This window comes from Paenimyroides ceti, from assembly GCF_030409925.1.
Genome location: NZ_JAUFQU010000037.1, coordinates 1 through 13,871, shown reverse-complemented (window position 1 = coordinate 13,871; position 13,871 = coordinate 1). Strand labels below are relative to the sequence as shown.

The window sequence follows — 13,871 nt, the reverse complement described above, 5'->3', positions numbered from 1 at the left end:
TGTCAAAATCAATTCCGATTCCTTCAAAATAGCTTTTGTTCGGATCGGTAATCTTAAATTGGCTTCTGTAAAAAACCAGTTATGTTTCTGGTCATAATACAATTGCTGTGTCTGCATTATCTTTCCATCACTGGTGGTGATTTTTACATTGCCTTTAAGATCAATGATATTTGTTTTGTTATAATGTAGTAGCTTTATCAGCCTCTATATAATGTTTTTTTTTATGCTCGTCAAAAACGGTTACGTGTACTTTGTTCGGGAAATAGTTGAAAGGATATTTCGCATTTGAATAATCCAGCATTTTTTAGAAACCAGAATGGCTTTTATTTTTGCTGAATCGGTGTATTTTACGTTGATGTTTTCTGTTTCTCCAGCCGGATATAATTTTACAGCATTCAAATTTTGAATGTCTTTCATATCGTTATCACACCCAATGAGATTTAAGGAGACGATAGCACAGAAAAAATATGTGAATACTTATTTTTCAAAGTTTTATTCAAATCTTCGTTTTGTAAACCACTTGTCGTTGAAAGAAAGACCTATGGATAAATTGAAATAGTTTTCGCGAATCAACCCTGCTGATTTTGTACCTCTTTGTCCGTATTCCAATCCGATATTAAGGTTTGAAATATTTCTTGAGATTGGTAATCCAACTCCGATATTTACAGAAAAATCATTTACTTCCTGATTGTTGATTGCCAAACCTGTTTTTTCATATTTTCCTCCGGCGCGGTAAGTAACGCGGCTCAGGTAATTAGTAAAAGAAATATGATGCGGAGTATAAAAACCTCCAAAGCTCACTTTGTGTCCGTTGCTAAATGAAGAAGTTGCCGTCTGAAGATGATTGTTTAATTTTGAGTTTTGTGTTGCCGTATATTCGACCCGACAAACCATTTGTTCGGATCACCGATTCCGGTTCCTACAGAGTATTTCATAGGAAATACAAGTTTGTTTTCGTAGTTTGTAGATGATTCTTCATCAATTACACTTCCGTTTGAAGCATTGACAGTAGCAATATTTACTTCCTGGTTGTTTTTTAAGGAGGATTGTGGACTGAATGTAGCCCGATTTGCAGTTTTATTTTGTCTTGTAATGGTTGTGTATAGTTTACTGATGTATTGACCGTCATACCCGAGTAATTGTTTCGCAATAATTTTCGGCTTCCTCGGTCAATAGCGAATCCTGTTCCGTCGTCAATAATGAACTTGGTATTGCTTAACTCTGTATCTCCAAAATTATAAGCAAATTCAGCTCCGATGTTCAATTGTTTGTTCACTTCATATCCGATTCGAAGAAGGCACGGTTGATACCTCCATCTCCCAGATATTGTCTTGAAACTGTAAATTCATTTTCCTGTGCTTTATTCTGAATGTTATAACCTACAAATGAATAAGGCATGATTCCGAATGCCATTCCGAATTTTCCTGCAGGAAAGGCTAATGCAAAATAATCAAAAGAATTTCGTGTGGCTTTAGAAGAGCTGTTTTGAGATGCGATATTGGTTGAAGTATTGGTAAAACCAATGGTAAAAGCAGTCGATTGCAGTTTTGCATATGAAGCCGGGTTTAGTGTGTTTATATGCAAACTGTCCTGATATATGGCAAGTCCGCCCATACTCTTTACTTCGTGAGTACCTTTGAACTTTACGTCACTACGCCAAAAGCAGAATAAGGTGAAGCTGTTCCCTGCTGAGCAAATGTAGTGATACCTGCCAATAAGCTAAAGCTTAATATGATTTTCTTTATCATTTTCAATTATATATTGATGATGTAATATTAAACTTTCTAATAAAAAGTTTGAATGGGCAAAGATGGTATTTTTTAATCTTTTAGCCAAAAAATCCGCATCGCCGCCTGTTAAAATTACTGTTAAATTGTTATATTTTAGCCTGTACTGATCGATAAATCCGTCTATTTCATTAATTGTGCCGTTAATAATTCCTGACTGAATAGACTGTTCCGTACTGTTTCCGATAAGAGGATGAAACTCCTGAAGGTTCAGTAAGGGGAGCCGAGCCGTATAGTCATTAAGGCTTTTATACTTTAAGAGAAATCCCGGAGTTATAGCTCCTCCTAAATAATCGTTGTCTTTAGTGATGAAATCATACGTTATACAGGTTCCTGCGTCGATTACCAACCGGTTTTGTTGAGGATATTTTAAAGTAGCACCGCTTGCTAAAACCATACGGTCGATGCCTAATGTGAGTGGAGTAGCGTATAGGTTGTTAAACGGGCTGGGTGATACAGCGCTAATCGTCGTTAGATGACTTATTTCTTCGAGCCAGATCACATCATCTTCCTTCAATTTTCCAACATTTGACAATACAATTTGAGCTTTTTCAGGATTGTCATTTAAAATTTCTGTAATTTTTTTTCTGAAATCTTCTTGAGGAAATATGTGAATGTGTTGGATAGTATTGTTTTCATATACAGCAACTTTGGTTCTTGTGTTGCCTATGTCAATGGCTATATTCATTTATTCTTATTCGAATTGAAGACAAAGTTAAGCAAACATTTTTTAGTAAATATTAGGTATTCATAAAAAAAACCTACTATATTTGCAATCGCTTTTAAAAAGTGAAAGCCTTGTAAAAGGTACCTTAGCTCAGTTGGTAGAGCAACGGACTGAAAATCCGTGTGTCCCTGGTTCGATTCCTGGAGGTACCACAAAAATAAAACAAGTAGCAATACTTGGTACCTTAGCTCAGTTGGTAGAGCAACGGACTGAAAATCCGTGTGTCCCTGGTTCGATTCCTGGAGGTACCACAAGAATAAAACAAGTAGTAATACTTGGTACCTTAGCTCAGTTGGTAGAGCAACGGACTGAAAATCCGTGTGTCCCTGGTTCGATTCCTGGAGGTACCACAAAGAACAAAACAAGTAGTAATACTTGGTACCTTAGCTCAGTTGGTAGAGCAACGGACTGAAAATCCGTGTGTCCCTGGTTCGATTCCTGGAGGTACCACAAAAAAAGACGGTTTGTAAACCGTCTTTTTTTATTTTATCATCCTTGAAAACCTTATGAAAGGTTTCCTAAGTAACGTTCTGCATCAAGTGCTGCGATACAACCTGATCCTGCTGCAGTAACAGCCTGTCTGTATTCGCTGTCCTGTACATCTCCACAGGCAAAAACACCGTCTACATTTGTCTTAGAAGTTTTTCCTTTTGTAATAAGATATCCGACACTGTCCATTTCTAAATAATCTTTAAAAATATCCGTATTCGGTTTGTGTCCGATAGCTACAAAAAAAATCCGGTAGCAGGAATTTCTGTAATTTCATTAGTAACAATATTTTTTACCTTGATAGCAGTTACGAGCTGGCCGTCACCAATGACTTCTTCTGTTACTGTATTCATCAATATTTCGATGTTTGGTGTTTTGCGTACACGTTCTTCCATAATTTTAGAAGCTCTGAATTTATCAGAACGCACAATCATTGTTACTTTTTTACAAAGATTAGACAAATAATGCGCTTCTTCACATGCGCTGTCTCCGGCACCTACAATTACTACTTCCTGATTTCTGTAGAAGAATCCGTCGCATACTGCACAGGCAGAGACACCGCCACCCATCTGAAGGTAATGCTGTTCTGAAGGTAGTCCTAAATATTTTGCTGTAGCTCCTGTACTGATGATTACAGTATCTGCATGAATTTCAATTGTATCGTTGATCCATACTTTTTTGATTCTTTCAGAAAAATCAACTTTTGTAGCCCAGCCATCTCTTACCTGTGAACCGAAACGTTCAGCCTGTGCTTTCAATTGAATCATCATTTCAGGGCCTGTAACACCATCCGGATATCCAGGGAAATTTTCTACTTCATTTGTTGTGGTTAGTTGGCCTCCCGGTTGCATTCCCTGATAAAGTACAGGAGCCATGTTGGCACGTGCAGCATAAATGGCAGCTGTATATCCTGCCGGACCGGAACCAATGATTAAGCATTTTACATGCTCTATATTTGTTGACATAAATAGATGTTTTAATTTTTCAGTTACAAAAATAGCTTTTTTGACTGATATAATAAAGGAGATTCTATATCAGTATCTTATCCTGTTATAGAAATTTTTTTTACTTTTTTATTTGGTGGGAATAAAATTAGCATTACATTTGCAAACGAAATAAAAAGACGGGGTGTAGCGTAGCCCGGTTATCGCGCCTGCTTTGGGAGCAGGAGGCCGCAGGTTCGAATCCTGCCACCCCGACCAATTTATTTCAAAAATACAGATAACCTTCGGGGTGTAGCGTAGCCCGGTTATCGCGCCTGCTTTGGGAGCAGGAGGCCGCAGGTTCGAATCCTGCCACCCCGACAAAAAAAGCCAGAATAGATTCTATTCTGGCTTTTTGTTTTAAATGATTAGACTTCTTTCTTAGAAGATTTTATAACAGTCATTACGGACAACAAACAGGAGGTGTAACCACCATATAACACATTACAGTTGCTCCACCACTTGGGACATTTGGTAAATGTACCGGCGGATAAGTCTGTATGATATAACTCGATGCATCTTCTAATGAGTTAAAGTAATAATAAGGCCCGTAATAGGTTTTTTCACCTGCCCAGAAATTGGTGTAAAAAAAATGACGTATAGAAGCATTACCTCCGCAAGGAGTACTTCCACTTCCAATCGGTGAAGCCGCCAAAGCATTTAAAGACATAAAGAAGCTTAATGCCATAAGGAATAATAATTTTTTCATAATATATAATTTTAGGTTATTAATGTTAAATTTAATAAATTTATTTTAAAATAATGTTAATTTTTTTTGTTTTTTATTGTATAGGTATGGATTTATATTTTTTATATGGGATATTTAAATGATAATCCCGGTAAGAATTACGATAAACTTCGGCTAAATACTCCAGTGTATTCATTAATTAGGGTAGATTTATTCTTTTTTAATGGAGGGGTATAAAGAAAAAATCCCCTAAGTATTTTAGGGGATTAAACACTATTTCCTGATGCTTAGCTGTAAGTCTGTATTGAACTATTTAATAAAGCCGGATTACTGATTACTGATAAGATCTGAAATTTTTTCTCCGAGCAGTACCATTTTTTCAGAAAATGATGATGAGTTTAACTCTTTGTCAACATTAATTTTTAATCTGTTTTCCTGTAATAGTACTTCGTACGCTGTTTTACCTTTTTCTTCTTTTTTCCATTCTTGTTTTTTGGAATCTGACAGGAGATATTCATTCTCCAGATACTGCTGCAATAACTTTTTAAGCGCTTCCTTTTTATGAGCGTCAAAAGAAGCCTTTAATTGATAGCGACTGTCTGAATTTGAGATTGATACTGAACTGTTGGTTTGAGAATTTTTTACTACAACCTTGTCTTTTGATTTTGGGTCACTATGAGTACTTGTACTACTTGAAAACTGCGTAGTAACCGTTGTTGTCTGTGCGTTTGCTAAAAAGGAAAGCAATATAAACGCTAAAAGATACATTATTTTCATGATATTAGTTTTTAATATTAAATTCAAGTCCTATTCCACGGATGCTGGTAATTGATATGGTTGGGTCATTGCTAAAATATTTACGAAGACGGCTGATAAAAACATCCATACTTCTTCCGGAGAAGAAATCATCAGCTCCCCAGACTTCTTTAAGAATATCTTCTCTTCTGATGAGTGTGTTTTTATGTTGGTATAAAAACTGCAGAAGCAGAGCTTCCTTTTCGGTAATGCGATATCGATCGTCTTTATGGGAGATGACGTAATTTTTAGGATCGTAACTGTAACTTCCGATTAAAATTTTCTCTTCAAGATCTACAGTTGCCGTTGCTTTTTGAGAGCGCTTAATAATATTCCGGATGCGCAATATAAGCTCATTCACTTCAAATGGTTTTACTACATAATCATCTGCTCCAAGCTTTAGTCCCCTTATTTTATCTTCCTTTAGTCCTTTTGCGGTTAAAAAAAGAAACGGAATACCGGGGTTTTTGCTTATAATATTTTCGGCAAGAGTAAATCCGTCCATTTCGGGCATCATCACATCCAATATACAGATATCAGGTGACAAATCTTTTAAGATATTCAGTGCCTCCTTGCCATCTTTTGCCCAGGTAACCTTAAAACCTGAGATTTCTAAATACTGCTGTAAGATTGAAGCATAGTCACCATCATCTTCTGTTAATAAAATATGTTTCATAATAAGGGAATTGATATACTAAAAAGAGCTCCTTTTCCAGCTTCGCTCTTCACGGTTATGCTGCCTCCGTAGGCTATAATAAGTTGTTTAACATAAAACAGACCTAATCCAAGCCCCTTTGTTGTATGAATGTTGCCTTTTTCTATTCTGTAAAATTTTTCAAAAATCAACTTATGATGCTTTTCAGATATACCGCGACCGTCATCTTTTATAGAAAACGTAAAATGATTTTCACTGATAGTTAAGGTCGTTTCTATATGTCGAGCTCCGTATTTTACTGCATTATCCAACAGGTTCACAATAATCGTATTCAAATGAAAATGATCCATCTTTAACAAGATATTTTCAGCAGACGCGATATGGTGAATGGTAATATTGGGTTTTGATATTTGAAAATCATATATGATGGCATCTATCTCATTGCTCATTACGGTTTTTTCCTGTTTAAAGGCAACTATCTCTGATGCAAAAGAAGCTTCTGTAATCTGTATGAATAATTTTTGCAAACGTTCATTCTGCCGTTTGATGATTGATAAAGTATTTTGATGATGCTCAGGACTCAACTGTTTCTCTTTCTGTTGTAATGTCTTTATAGCAATATCTATGGTTGCAAGAGGTGTTTGGAATTCATGTGTGATATTATTAATAAAATCGGTCTTTACTGAGGATATCTTTTTTTCAGTAATCAAATTCTTGATGGATAAATAAAACAAACCCACTACAAAAGACAATAACAGTAAGGAGAATAAAAGCAAGCCAATCATTTTTCCCATGACAATTTTTTCCCAGTTTTCAATGCTGTAATATCGCTGTGTTCTTATTTCAAGCGAATAATCTTCTAAGGATTTTTTGTTTGATAGCTCTTCGCGTTTTATTGAACTCGTTTGCCATTTACCGGAAGCAAAAGAAATTTCATTTTTACTTTTCACCGTGTTCCCTAATGTCCGGATTTTTCCATTGAATATAGTATCGGTTTTGCCGTTTTGGGTAACAGTAGCCGACGTCATATAAATTGCATACCCTATTTTATATTTTTGATAAATTTCCTGAGTCTGCATAAACTGATGTAAAACGGCAGAGAGTGAGTCAGCTGTTTGTGTAATAAGCTTTTTATAGACTTCCCGGTTTATTGTTTTGTCTTTATAATCTTTAAGAAACCCGGCTGCTTTTTCCATCCATTCATCATCTAGTGCTGTATATTCGGGTGTATCTTCTAATTCAAAAAGTTGCTTTTTAACTTCTGCGTTAATCTCTTTCTCTTTAAGAGCATACGTGTTGTAAATAAAATATCCCTGTATGGCTGCAAGAGCTACAACGGTAAAAATACAGCCAACAATAAGGAAAGCAATTTTTCTTTTCATATAACAAAACTACGAATCTTATTAAGATACAATACAGATAGATAAGGTATTAACCTTGCATTAACCTAAAATAGGTTATTCTGTAGAATGCCTCAATAATCTTTGCCTAAAACTTCTTTTTTTTCTTTAAGGATTAACCTCTCATTAACCCATTCTTAACCCATAATACCAGACAAGTTACAGAGATTTGCTCCAAAACCATATAATGATGAAAAAGTACATTCTATTCATTTTGATAATGCCTTTTATGAGCTTTGCTCAGCCGGTAATCAAACTTTCAGGATCTGTTCAGAACTCAAAAAAAGAGTTGCTTTCGTTTGCTGATATAGCCATAATAAACATGGCAGATTCATTAGATTATAAAAACTCTGTAACAGATGAAAAAGGATTTTTTGAAATCGATAAGTTGCAAAAAGGAATGTATGTTCTGAAGATCGCAGCTTTCGGTTACACGGATTATGAACAACATATTATTCTGGAATCTGATCAGGTACTCCCGGTAGTTATCCTTGAAGAAGAAACTACTTTGATGGAGGATATGATCATACATTATAAAAAACCAGTAATAAAGCGGAAAATAGATCGATTGGAGTTTACTATTGAAGGTTCCGTTTTGGCTGCAGACAATGCATGGGAAATTCTTAAGAAAACGCCAGGTGTAATGGTCTCTGCCGGAGAATCTCTATCCGTAAGAGGAAGCAGTTCCATTCTGATTACAATAAATGATAAAAAAGTGTATCTGACAGGAGAAGAGTTAAAACAGCTTTTAGAAAATACTCAGGGAGAAAATATTTATTCCATAGAAGTAATTACGAATCCGCCAGCAAAATATGAAGCCCAGGGAGGTGCAATTCTTAACATCAGCATGAAAAAGAATATAATGGAAGGCTATAAAGCTTCTGTTAGCGGAGCTTATGTACAATCGATGTATCCAAAAGGCGTAGTGAGTACTTCTCAAAATTATAAAACAAAAAAACTTACTTTGTCTGGTGGTTATAGTCGTGGCACAGGTACTTATTACAGACAGAGTAAAGACGTAATCCGCTATATGGATGATGAAAAGAAAACTACATCTGAATGGATAAGTTTTCTGAACCGAAAAAATAAATCATTGTCTCAGAATGCATACAGACTTTCAGCAGAGTATGCCATAGATAGTCTTCAATCGGTAACCTTAGGCACCAACGGTTTTATTAGCACTAATAATTACGGAACCTATAATGTTCCTACCTATATCTATAATGGAAATAGTGTATTGGATTCTCTCTATACCACGCGTAATGATAGAAAAGATCCTCAAAAGACAAGTGCCTATAATCTGGGATATGAATATAAACTGGGGGAAAAAGAAAAACTATCTTTTTTATCTGATTATACAAGATATTTTAATAAGGAATATCAGGATATCACATCCTTATTTTCTTTGCCGGATGATGAGCCTTATCGTAAAATGCGGTTTGTAAGTGACAATATACAGAACATCAGACTTTTTTCTGTACAAGGTGATTATATGCGTGAAAAGAACGATGAAACCTGGGAAGCAGGAGTGAAATGGGGACGTGTAAAAGCGGATAATACATTAGATTTTAAAGATGAAAAAGCAGGAATGCTTGTAGGAAATGCTGAGAGAACAAGCCGCTTTCTGTACAAGGAAATGATTTATGCCGGGTATGTAAGCTATGCAAAAGAAATAGATAAATGGAGTTTTAAAGCAGGGCTCAGAGGAGAATATACATCATTGGAAGGAAATTCAGAAACAATTGATGAAATCAATAAGCAAAACTATTTCAAGCTTTTTCCTTCTGTTTATGGTTTATATAAACCAACTGAAGGACATGAGATTGGTATATCTTACAGTAAGCGCATAAGCAGACCACAATACAGCTGGCTTAATCCATTCCGGTCTTATTATAACCGGTATTCTTACTTCACGGGAGATCCGGATTTAAAACCGGCAATCATTAACAATATCAGTTTGTTGTACACTCTGGCTGGTAACTATAATTTTGATCTGTATTATCGAAATGAAAGCAACCCGGCTATGGAGATATCGTATCAGGATTATGAAACAAATACGCTGGTATATAAATTTACCAATATAAAAAGGAAAACAGGTTACGGACTCGATTTTAATACCAGTATTGATTTTTTTTCATGGTGGCAATCGGGTATTCAGACCAGCCTCAATTATGTACAGGATACTTTTCAGGGATTGGACGGTCAGTTTTATAAAAATGAGCGGCTGCAATTTAGTTCAAGTATCAACAATCGGTTTAATCTGAATGCAAAAAAAGATTTTACAGCTGAGGTCAATGGGTTTTATACGTCACCTTCTGTGCAGGGAACTTTTACAATAAGCTCTTTTTCCAGTTTGTCTGTCAGTTTCAGAAAACTGCTTTTTGATGGAAAAGGGGAGTTCTCTGTGATATTCTCAGATATTTACAGAGGAGAAAAACAAACTGTATCTACCAACTATGCCAATCAGTTTAATTATTTTAATGACTACAGCGACAGTCAAAGTTTTCGGATTGGTTTTAAATACAATATAGGAAATCAGAAAATAAAGAATGTTGAGAGCCGGAATAAAACAGAAGAACAGCAAAGGTTATAAAATAAAAAATAGGCGGTTCATAAGAAACGCCTATTTTTAAAAAACTACATTAACTACTACTATTCACTTAATAAACTTTTCTGTGGTATAAGTAAATTCTTTTTCTAACTATTTGTAATAATAAATTCAAATTTTATACCACTATAAAAAAATAAGGAAAATAGGTCCCTAATACTCTTTCTAATGTGAAACCTTGTGTAATGTTTCTACATTTTGTTGAATAAAAAAGAGGAATTTATATAAATTCCTCTTTTTTATCTTTTATTTTCTGTGTAAATCGATTCTGTAATTTACTTTATCCCAATCTATCAGTTTAAAGTAATTATCTATATACTCCGCTCTTTTGTTCGTATACTTTAAATAATAAGCATGCTCCCAAACATCAAGATTCAAGATAGGATAACCTTTAATCTCCTGAAAGCCCATTAATGGATTGTCCTGATTAGCCGTTGTAATGATTTTTAACGCTCCGTTATCTGTCATAATCAACCATGCCCATCCTGATCCGAATACGCCAGTTCCGGCTTTTTTAAACTGCTCTTTAAAGGCATCGTATGAACCAAAATCTCTCGTGATCAGTTCTGCAGCTTTACCTGTTGGTTTTCCACCTTTTTTAGGACCTAATATCTCCCAAAAGATGTTGTGGTTATAATATCCTCCAGCATTATTTCTTAAAAAGCTGTCTTTTCCATCGATTCCGATTAGTATTTCTTCTATAGATTTAGATTCTAACTCGGTTCCTTTTACAGCTTCATTAAGGTTATTTGTGTATCCTACATGGTGTTTTGCGTAGTGTGTTTCCACTGTTTTCGCATCCATATAAGGCTCAAGATCAGCATACCCGTAATTCAGTCCTAACATTTTGAAAGCTCCTTCGTTTGCTTTTACATCGTTCGGATTTGAGGTAGTTTCACTTGTTGTAGTTGTTGATGTAGCCTGAGGTACATCTACTTCTTCTAAAGTTGACTTTTTGTTACAACTAATAAAAGCGGCAATTATAATACTTGCAATAAAGACTTTTTTCATAATTCTAAAGATTTTATCAGGTTAATATATTCTATTTTTGCTTGTTCACTAGTCAAATGGCTTATCTGCATCCATGCATTGAATTTAAAAGCTTTTACAAGATCATCCTGTTGGTTATCATGCATTTGTAGGGTGTCTGATGTAGCCTGTTTATAATAGGCGTAAATTCTCAGTTTTACATCTGACGGTATTTTAGAATCTGTAGAAGAGGCTTTCTTATATGCTTCTTAAAAATTCTTTATTGAGCTGATCGTCCATTATTTTATGGCAATAACTGTTTTATTTCCTTTTGCTTTTTGTTTCAGTTCTACATTTAATTTTGTTCCTAAAGGCAGATATAAATCTACCCGAGAACCAAATTTGATAAAACCTGCATCTTCACCTTGTATAGCTCTTTGTCCTTCTTTCGCGTAATTTACGATTCGTTTGGCCAGTGCTCCTGCAATCTGACGGTACATAACCTCTCCGAAAACAGGATTGTCTATAACAACCGTTGTGCGTTCATTTTCTTCGCTGGCTTTCGGATGCCATGCTACTAAATATTTTCCCGGGTGGTATTTACTATATTTTACCATACCGTTTAAGGCATATCTTGTAACATGGACATTGATGGGTGACATAAATATGGACACCATCAACCTTTTGTCTTTGAAATATTCTGGTTCGAACACTTCTTCTATTACAACAACTTTGCCATCTACCGGTGCAAGGATTAAATGATCTTCTATAGCATCAACATTTCGCTTCGGATTTCTGAAAAACTGAAGTACAATAATCAAAAATACAAGCATTACTACCTGAACAAATGTTTTTAGCCAATGTAGCTGAGCCGGAATGATATAATCTGCGAGTAAAATAAGTGCTACAGTAACGATTACAGATCCTAAAATTATTTTTGCGCCTTCTTTATGAAACATTATAATAAAATTTGATACATTAAAATATAAATGGAGCAGCGAATAATACACTGTCCAAACGATCCAGAATACCGCCATGTCCCGGCATAATATTACCACTGTCTTTGACCTGTGCCTGTCGTTTGAATTTTGATTCAACAAGATCACCTATAGTGCCAAATAAGCTTAATATTAGAGCGCTTATAATCCCCGTTGTGACTGTGAAATACTGAAAGTAAATACTCAGTATGCATGCTGCACAGACAGAGGCTATAAACCCCCCGATAAATCCTTCAATTGTTTTTTTGGGAGAAATCTTTTCATATAATTTATGCTTGCCAAACGCCCTGCCACAAATATAAGCAAAAGTATCGTTAACCCATATTAAGATAAAAATACCAATGATGATAAATGGATTATAAGTATTGCTAAGAAACGGCAGTTGCAACAGTTATTAAAAACGGTATAAGTATATAACCTGACAAAAACAGGATTTTTATATAAGATGCTTCTTTTATTTCCAGTTTATTTTTAAACAGGTCTGCAATCAGATAGGCAGAAAAGGGGAGTCCAATCAATAATAATCCGGATAAATCTGAATTTGTACGGATCAAATAAAACACTAATAAGCTGAAAACAGTTGCTATAACGGCTGTTTTAAGAGGAATTCTATAGAGTTTAGAAAATTCGTAGACACCCGTAAGTAAAAAGAAAAGAAATAATAATTGAAAAGTCCAGTCGCTGTATAATGTTGCTCCTATTAGGAGAAGTATATATACAATGCCGGATAGGGAACGTATAACATTTTCAGACATTCTATAAATCTTCAAGAAGTAATAAATAGAGATTTTTTGGTTCGATTCCGTATTGAAGGAAATCATCCGATACTCTTTCTTTGAAACACTGCAGCGTGGTAATATTGGAAGGAATATTAGAACCGTATTTGTATTTTATTTTTCTGAGTCCGTCACTTTTGGTACGTGTTATCTGACTTGTTCTGCAATTACAATAATGTTTTTAGGCAGTTCGTTAGATTTATAGTGTAAGAACTGTTTAGATGAAAATAAGATAGATCCATCCTGAGAAATCAAACCCTCACAGTTGCAGAGAAAAAACAAAGGATTTACCGGGTTTTTATAAAGTAACCGATTCTCAATCAGATAAGATTGTAAAGGTAATTCGAAAGTCTGTGCCTCTATTTCAAACCAATCATTTTCCTGTAGAATGCTGATAAATGTTTCGTTTAGATCTTCTTCATTCTCACAGTACAAAAATTTTCCTCCGTTATTTTTAAAATTTAAAGTAAATTCTTCATCAAGGGGTACGATTTTATCAGGCAAAAAAAAATCACCTGCTATCATCTTTATTGATGAAATAGATGCTATCGGTCGTGCAAGAGGAAAAAGTAATTTTTCGGGTTCTAACGACGAAACGCGAAAACACTCTGAATCAGCTTTTAAAGAAATGGATGGTTTTGGAACCAATACCAATGTTATTGTATTGGCCGCTACCAACCGTGCAGAGATACTCGACAGTGCCCTGATGCGTGCAGGTCGATTGACAGACAGATTTATGTTGAATTACCAGATGTTCGTGAAAGAAAACAAATCTTTGAAGTACACTTGCGTAAAATTAAAAAAGTTGACAATCTTGATATTGACTTCTTAGCAAAACAAACTCCGGGATTCTCAGGAGCAGATATTGCCAATGTATGTAATGAAGCTGCTCTTACTGCTGCAAGAAAAGATAAAAAACAGGTTGATAAACAAGATTTTCTGGATGCCGTAGACAGGATTGTAGGTGGATTGGAAAAGAAAAACAAAATCATCAGC

Annotated in this window: 17 protein-coding genes, 6 tRNA genes and 2 pseudogenes; 9 read left to right on the top strand and 16 right to left on the bottom strand. The window is 35.1% G+C overall.

Annotated elements, in window-relative coordinates; genetic code table 11:
• Window positions 1–240: 240 nt before the first annotated feature.
• From QW060_RS21075 to QW060_RS21055, 5 genes are all read right to left on the bottom strand, one after another.
• A complete protein-coding gene (locus tag QW060_RS21075) occupies window positions 241–417 on the bottom strand; it encodes a hypothetical protein (protein WP_290365093.1) in 177 nt (58 codons plus the stop codon).
• Window positions 418–492: 75 nt separating this feature from the next.
• The gene (locus QW060_RS21070; protein WP_290365092.1) at window positions 493–894 is read right to left on the bottom strand and encodes a hypothetical protein; all 402 of its coding nucleotides are present in this window, start codon (window positions 892–894) and stop codon (window positions 493–495) included.
• 142 nt (window positions 895–1,036) lie between these two features.
• Window positions 1,037–1,276: a hypothetical protein gene (locus tag QW060_RS21065; protein WP_290365091.1), complete on the bottom strand. Its 240-nt coding sequence runs from the start codon at window positions 1,274–1,276 to the stop codon at window positions 1,037–1,039.
• Window positions 1,273–1,614, bottom strand: coding sequence for a hypothetical protein (locus tag QW060_RS21060; RefSeq protein WP_290365090.1), 342 nt, complete (start codon window positions 1,612–1,614; stop codon window positions 1,273–1,275). The genes QW060_RS21065 and QW060_RS21060 overlap by 4 nt, the downstream gene beginning before the upstream one ends.
• A 105-nt stretch (window positions 1,615–1,719) precedes the next feature.
• Window positions 1,720–2,475, bottom strand: a complete 756-nt coding sequence (locus tag QW060_RS21055; RefSeq protein WP_290363791.1) for a type III pantothenate kinase — start codon at window positions 2,473–2,475, stop codon at window positions 1,720–1,722.
• Window positions 2,476–2,593: 118 nt separating this feature from the next.
• Here QW060_RS21055 and QW060_RS21050 point away from each other — a divergent pair.
• The 4 genes from QW060_RS21050 to QW060_RS21035 all read left to right on the top strand — a co-directional run bounded on the left by QW060_RS21050 (window position 2,594) and on the right by QW060_RS21035 (window position 2,964).
• A tRNA-Phe gene (locus QW060_RS21050) sits at window positions 2,594–2,666 on the top strand.
• A 26-nt stretch (window positions 2,667–2,692) separates the two neighbouring features.
• Window positions 2,693–2,765, top strand: a tRNA-Phe gene (locus tag QW060_RS21045).
• A gap of 26 nt (window positions 2,766–2,791) precedes the next feature.
• Window positions 2,792–2,864: transfer RNA gene (locus tag QW060_RS21040), tRNA-Phe, on the top strand.
• A 27-nt stretch (window positions 2,865–2,891) separates the two neighbouring features.
• Window positions 2,892–2,964, top strand: a tRNA-Phe gene (locus tag QW060_RS21035).
• Between the two features lie 54 nt (window positions 2,965–3,018).
• Here the strand turns inward: QW060_RS21035 and trxB are convergent.
• A pseudogene (gene trxB / locus QW060_RS21030) lies at window positions 3,019–3,968 on the bottom strand (thioredoxin-disulfide reductase).
• Window positions 3,969–4,127: 159 nt separating this feature from the next.
• Between trxB and QW060_RS21025 the strand changes: the two are divergent.
• Both QW060_RS21025 and QW060_RS21020 read left to right on the top strand, forming a co-directional pair.
• Window positions 4,128–4,205 (top strand) — tRNA-Pro (locus QW060_RS21025).
• 27 nt (window positions 4,206–4,232) lie between these two features.
• Window positions 4,233–4,307: transfer RNA gene (locus tag QW060_RS21020), tRNA-Pro, on the top strand.
• A gap of 82 nt (window positions 4,308–4,389) precedes the next feature.
• Here the strand turns inward: QW060_RS21020 and QW060_RS21015 are convergent.
• The 4 genes from QW060_RS21015 to QW060_RS21000 all read right to left on the bottom strand — a co-directional run bounded on the left by QW060_RS21015 (window position 4,390) and on the right by QW060_RS21000 (window position 7,506).
• Window positions 4,390–4,695, bottom strand: a complete 306-nt coding sequence (locus QW060_RS21015; RefSeq protein ID WP_290363789.1) for a hypothetical protein — start codon at window positions 4,693–4,695, stop codon at window positions 4,390–4,392.
• Between the two features lie 306 nt (window positions 4,696–5,001).
• The gene (locus tag QW060_RS21010; protein ID WP_290363788.1) at window positions 5,002–5,451 is read right to left on the bottom strand and encodes a hypothetical protein; all 450 of its coding nucleotides are present in this window, start codon (window positions 5,449–5,451) and stop codon (window positions 5,002–5,004) included.
• 4 nt (window positions 5,452–5,455) lie between these two features.
• Window positions 5,456–6,145 (bottom strand): response regulator transcription factor, encoded by a 690-nt coding sequence (locus tag QW060_RS21005; protein WP_290363787.1) that lies wholly within the window; start codon window positions 6,143–6,145, stop codon window positions 5,456–5,458.
• Window positions 6,142–7,506, bottom strand: a complete 1,365-nt coding sequence (locus QW060_RS21000; RefSeq protein ID WP_290363786.1) for a sensor histidine kinase — start codon at window positions 7,504–7,506, stop codon at window positions 6,142–6,144. The genes QW060_RS21005 and QW060_RS21000 overlap by 4 nt, the downstream gene beginning before the upstream one ends.
• 208 nt (window positions 7,507–7,714) lie before the next feature.
• Between QW060_RS21000 and QW060_RS20995 the strand changes: the two genes are divergently transcribed.
• A complete protein-coding gene (locus QW060_RS20995; protein ID WP_290363785.1) occupies window positions 7,715–10,117 on the top strand; it encodes an outer membrane beta-barrel family protein in 2,403 nt (800 codons plus the stop codon).
• 261 nt (window positions 10,118–10,378) lie between these two features.
• Here QW060_RS20995 and QW060_RS20990 read toward each other — a convergent pair whose 3' ends face one another.
• The 6 genes from QW060_RS20990 to QW060_RS28635 form a co-directional block, all read right to left on the bottom strand.
• The gene (locus QW060_RS20990) at window positions 10,379–11,143 is read right to left on the bottom strand and encodes a superoxide dismutase (RefSeq protein WP_290363784.1); all 765 of its coding nucleotides are present in this window, start codon (window positions 11,141–11,143) and stop codon (window positions 10,379–10,381) included.
• A complete protein-coding gene (locus QW060_RS20985; RefSeq protein ID WP_290365094.1) occupies window positions 11,140–11,310 on the bottom strand; it encodes an acyl-CoA-binding protein in 171 nt (56 codons plus the stop codon). Before QW060_RS20985 ends, QW060_RS20990 begins: the two co-directional genes overlap by 4 nt.
• Before the next feature lie 90 nt (window positions 11,311–11,400).
• Window positions 11,401–12,060, bottom strand: coding sequence for a phosphatidylserine decarboxylase family protein (locus tag QW060_RS20980; protein ID WP_290363782.1), 660 nt, complete (start codon window positions 12,058–12,060; stop codon window positions 11,401–11,403).
• 19 nt (window positions 12,061–12,079) lie between these two features.
• On the bottom strand, window positions 12,080–12,487 hold the full coding sequence (locus QW060_RS20975) for a phosphatidate cytidylyltransferase (protein ID WP_290365089.1): 408 nt from the start codon (window positions 12,485–12,487) through the stop codon (window positions 12,080–12,082).
• Window positions 12,468–12,920 carry a hypothetical protein gene (locus QW060_RS20970; protein WP_290365088.1) on the bottom strand — a complete coding sequence of 151 codons (453 nt, stop codon included), beginning with the start codon at window positions 12,918–12,920 and terminating at the stop codon, window positions 12,468–12,470. Before QW060_RS20970 ends, QW060_RS20975 begins: the two co-directional genes overlap by 20 nt.
• Window positions 12,921–13,022: 102 nt before the next feature.
• Window positions 13,023–13,523, bottom strand: a complete 501-nt coding sequence (locus QW060_RS28635; protein ID WP_397386121.1) for a hypothetical protein — start codon at window positions 13,521–13,523, stop codon at window positions 13,023–13,025.
• Between QW060_RS28635 and QW060_RS28630 the strand changes: the two genes are divergently transcribed.
• Window positions 13,405–13,707: an AAA family ATPase gene (locus QW060_RS28630; protein WP_397386120.1), complete on the top strand. Its 303-nt coding sequence runs from the start codon at window positions 13,405–13,407 to the stop codon at window positions 13,705–13,707. The genes QW060_RS28635 and QW060_RS28630 overlap by 119 nt on opposite strands.
• A pseudogene (locus QW060_RS28625) lies at window positions 13,662–13,871 on the top strand (ATP-dependent zinc metalloprotease FtsH); the annotation flags it as partial. The gene QW060_RS28630 and the pseudogene QW060_RS28625, both read left to right, overlap by 46 nt.

What these genes read in the sequence shown, in the direction of transcription:
- QW060_RS21075 (WP_290365093.1), bottom strand. Translation starts at nt 417, where the DNA reads ATGAAAGACATTCAAAATTTGAATGCTGTAAAATTATATCCGGCTGGA.
- QW060_RS21070 (WP_290365092.1), bottom strand. Translation starts at nt 894, where the DNA reads ATGGTTTGTCGGGTCGAATATACGGCAACACAAAACTCAAAATTAAAC.
- QW060_RS21060 (WP_290365090.1), bottom strand. Translation starts at nt 1,614, where the DNA reads ATGGGCGGACTTGCCATATATCAGGACAGTTTGCATATAAACACACTA.
- QW060_RS21055 (WP_290363791.1), bottom strand. Translation starts at nt 2,475, where the DNA reads ATGAATATAGCCATTGACATAGGCAACACAAGAACCAAAGTTGCTGTA.
- QW060_RS21015 (WP_290363789.1), bottom strand. Translation starts at nt 4,695, where the DNA reads ATGAAAAAATTATTATTCCTTATGGCATTAAGCTTCTTTATGTCTTTA.
- QW060_RS21010 (WP_290363788.1), bottom strand. Translation starts at nt 5,451, where the DNA reads ATGAAAATAATGTATCTTTTAGCGTTTATATTGCTTTCCTTTTTAGCA.
- QW060_RS21005 (WP_290363787.1), bottom strand. Translation starts at nt 6,145, where the DNA reads ATGAAACATATTTTATTAACAGAAGATGATGGTGACTATGCTTCAATC.
- QW060_RS21000 (WP_290363786.1), bottom strand. Translation starts at nt 7,506, where the DNA reads ATGAAAAGAAAAATTGCTTTCCTTATTGTTGGCTGTATTTTTACCGTT.
- QW060_RS20995 (WP_290363785.1), top strand. Translation starts at nt 7,715, where the DNA reads ATGAAAAAGTACATTCTATTCATTTTGATAATGCCTTTTATGAGCTTT.
- QW060_RS20990 (WP_290363784.1), bottom strand. Translation starts at nt 11,143, where the DNA reads ATGAAAAAAGTCTTTATTGCAAGTATTATAATTGCCGCTTTTATTAGT.
- QW060_RS20980 (WP_290363782.1), bottom strand. Translation starts at nt 12,060, where the DNA reads ATGTTTCATAAAGAAGGCGCAAAAATAATTTTAGGATCTGTAATCGTT.
- QW060_RS20970 (WP_290365088.1), bottom strand. Translation starts at nt 12,920, where the DNA reads ATGATTTCCTTCAATACGGAATCGAACCAAAAAATCTCTATTTATTAC.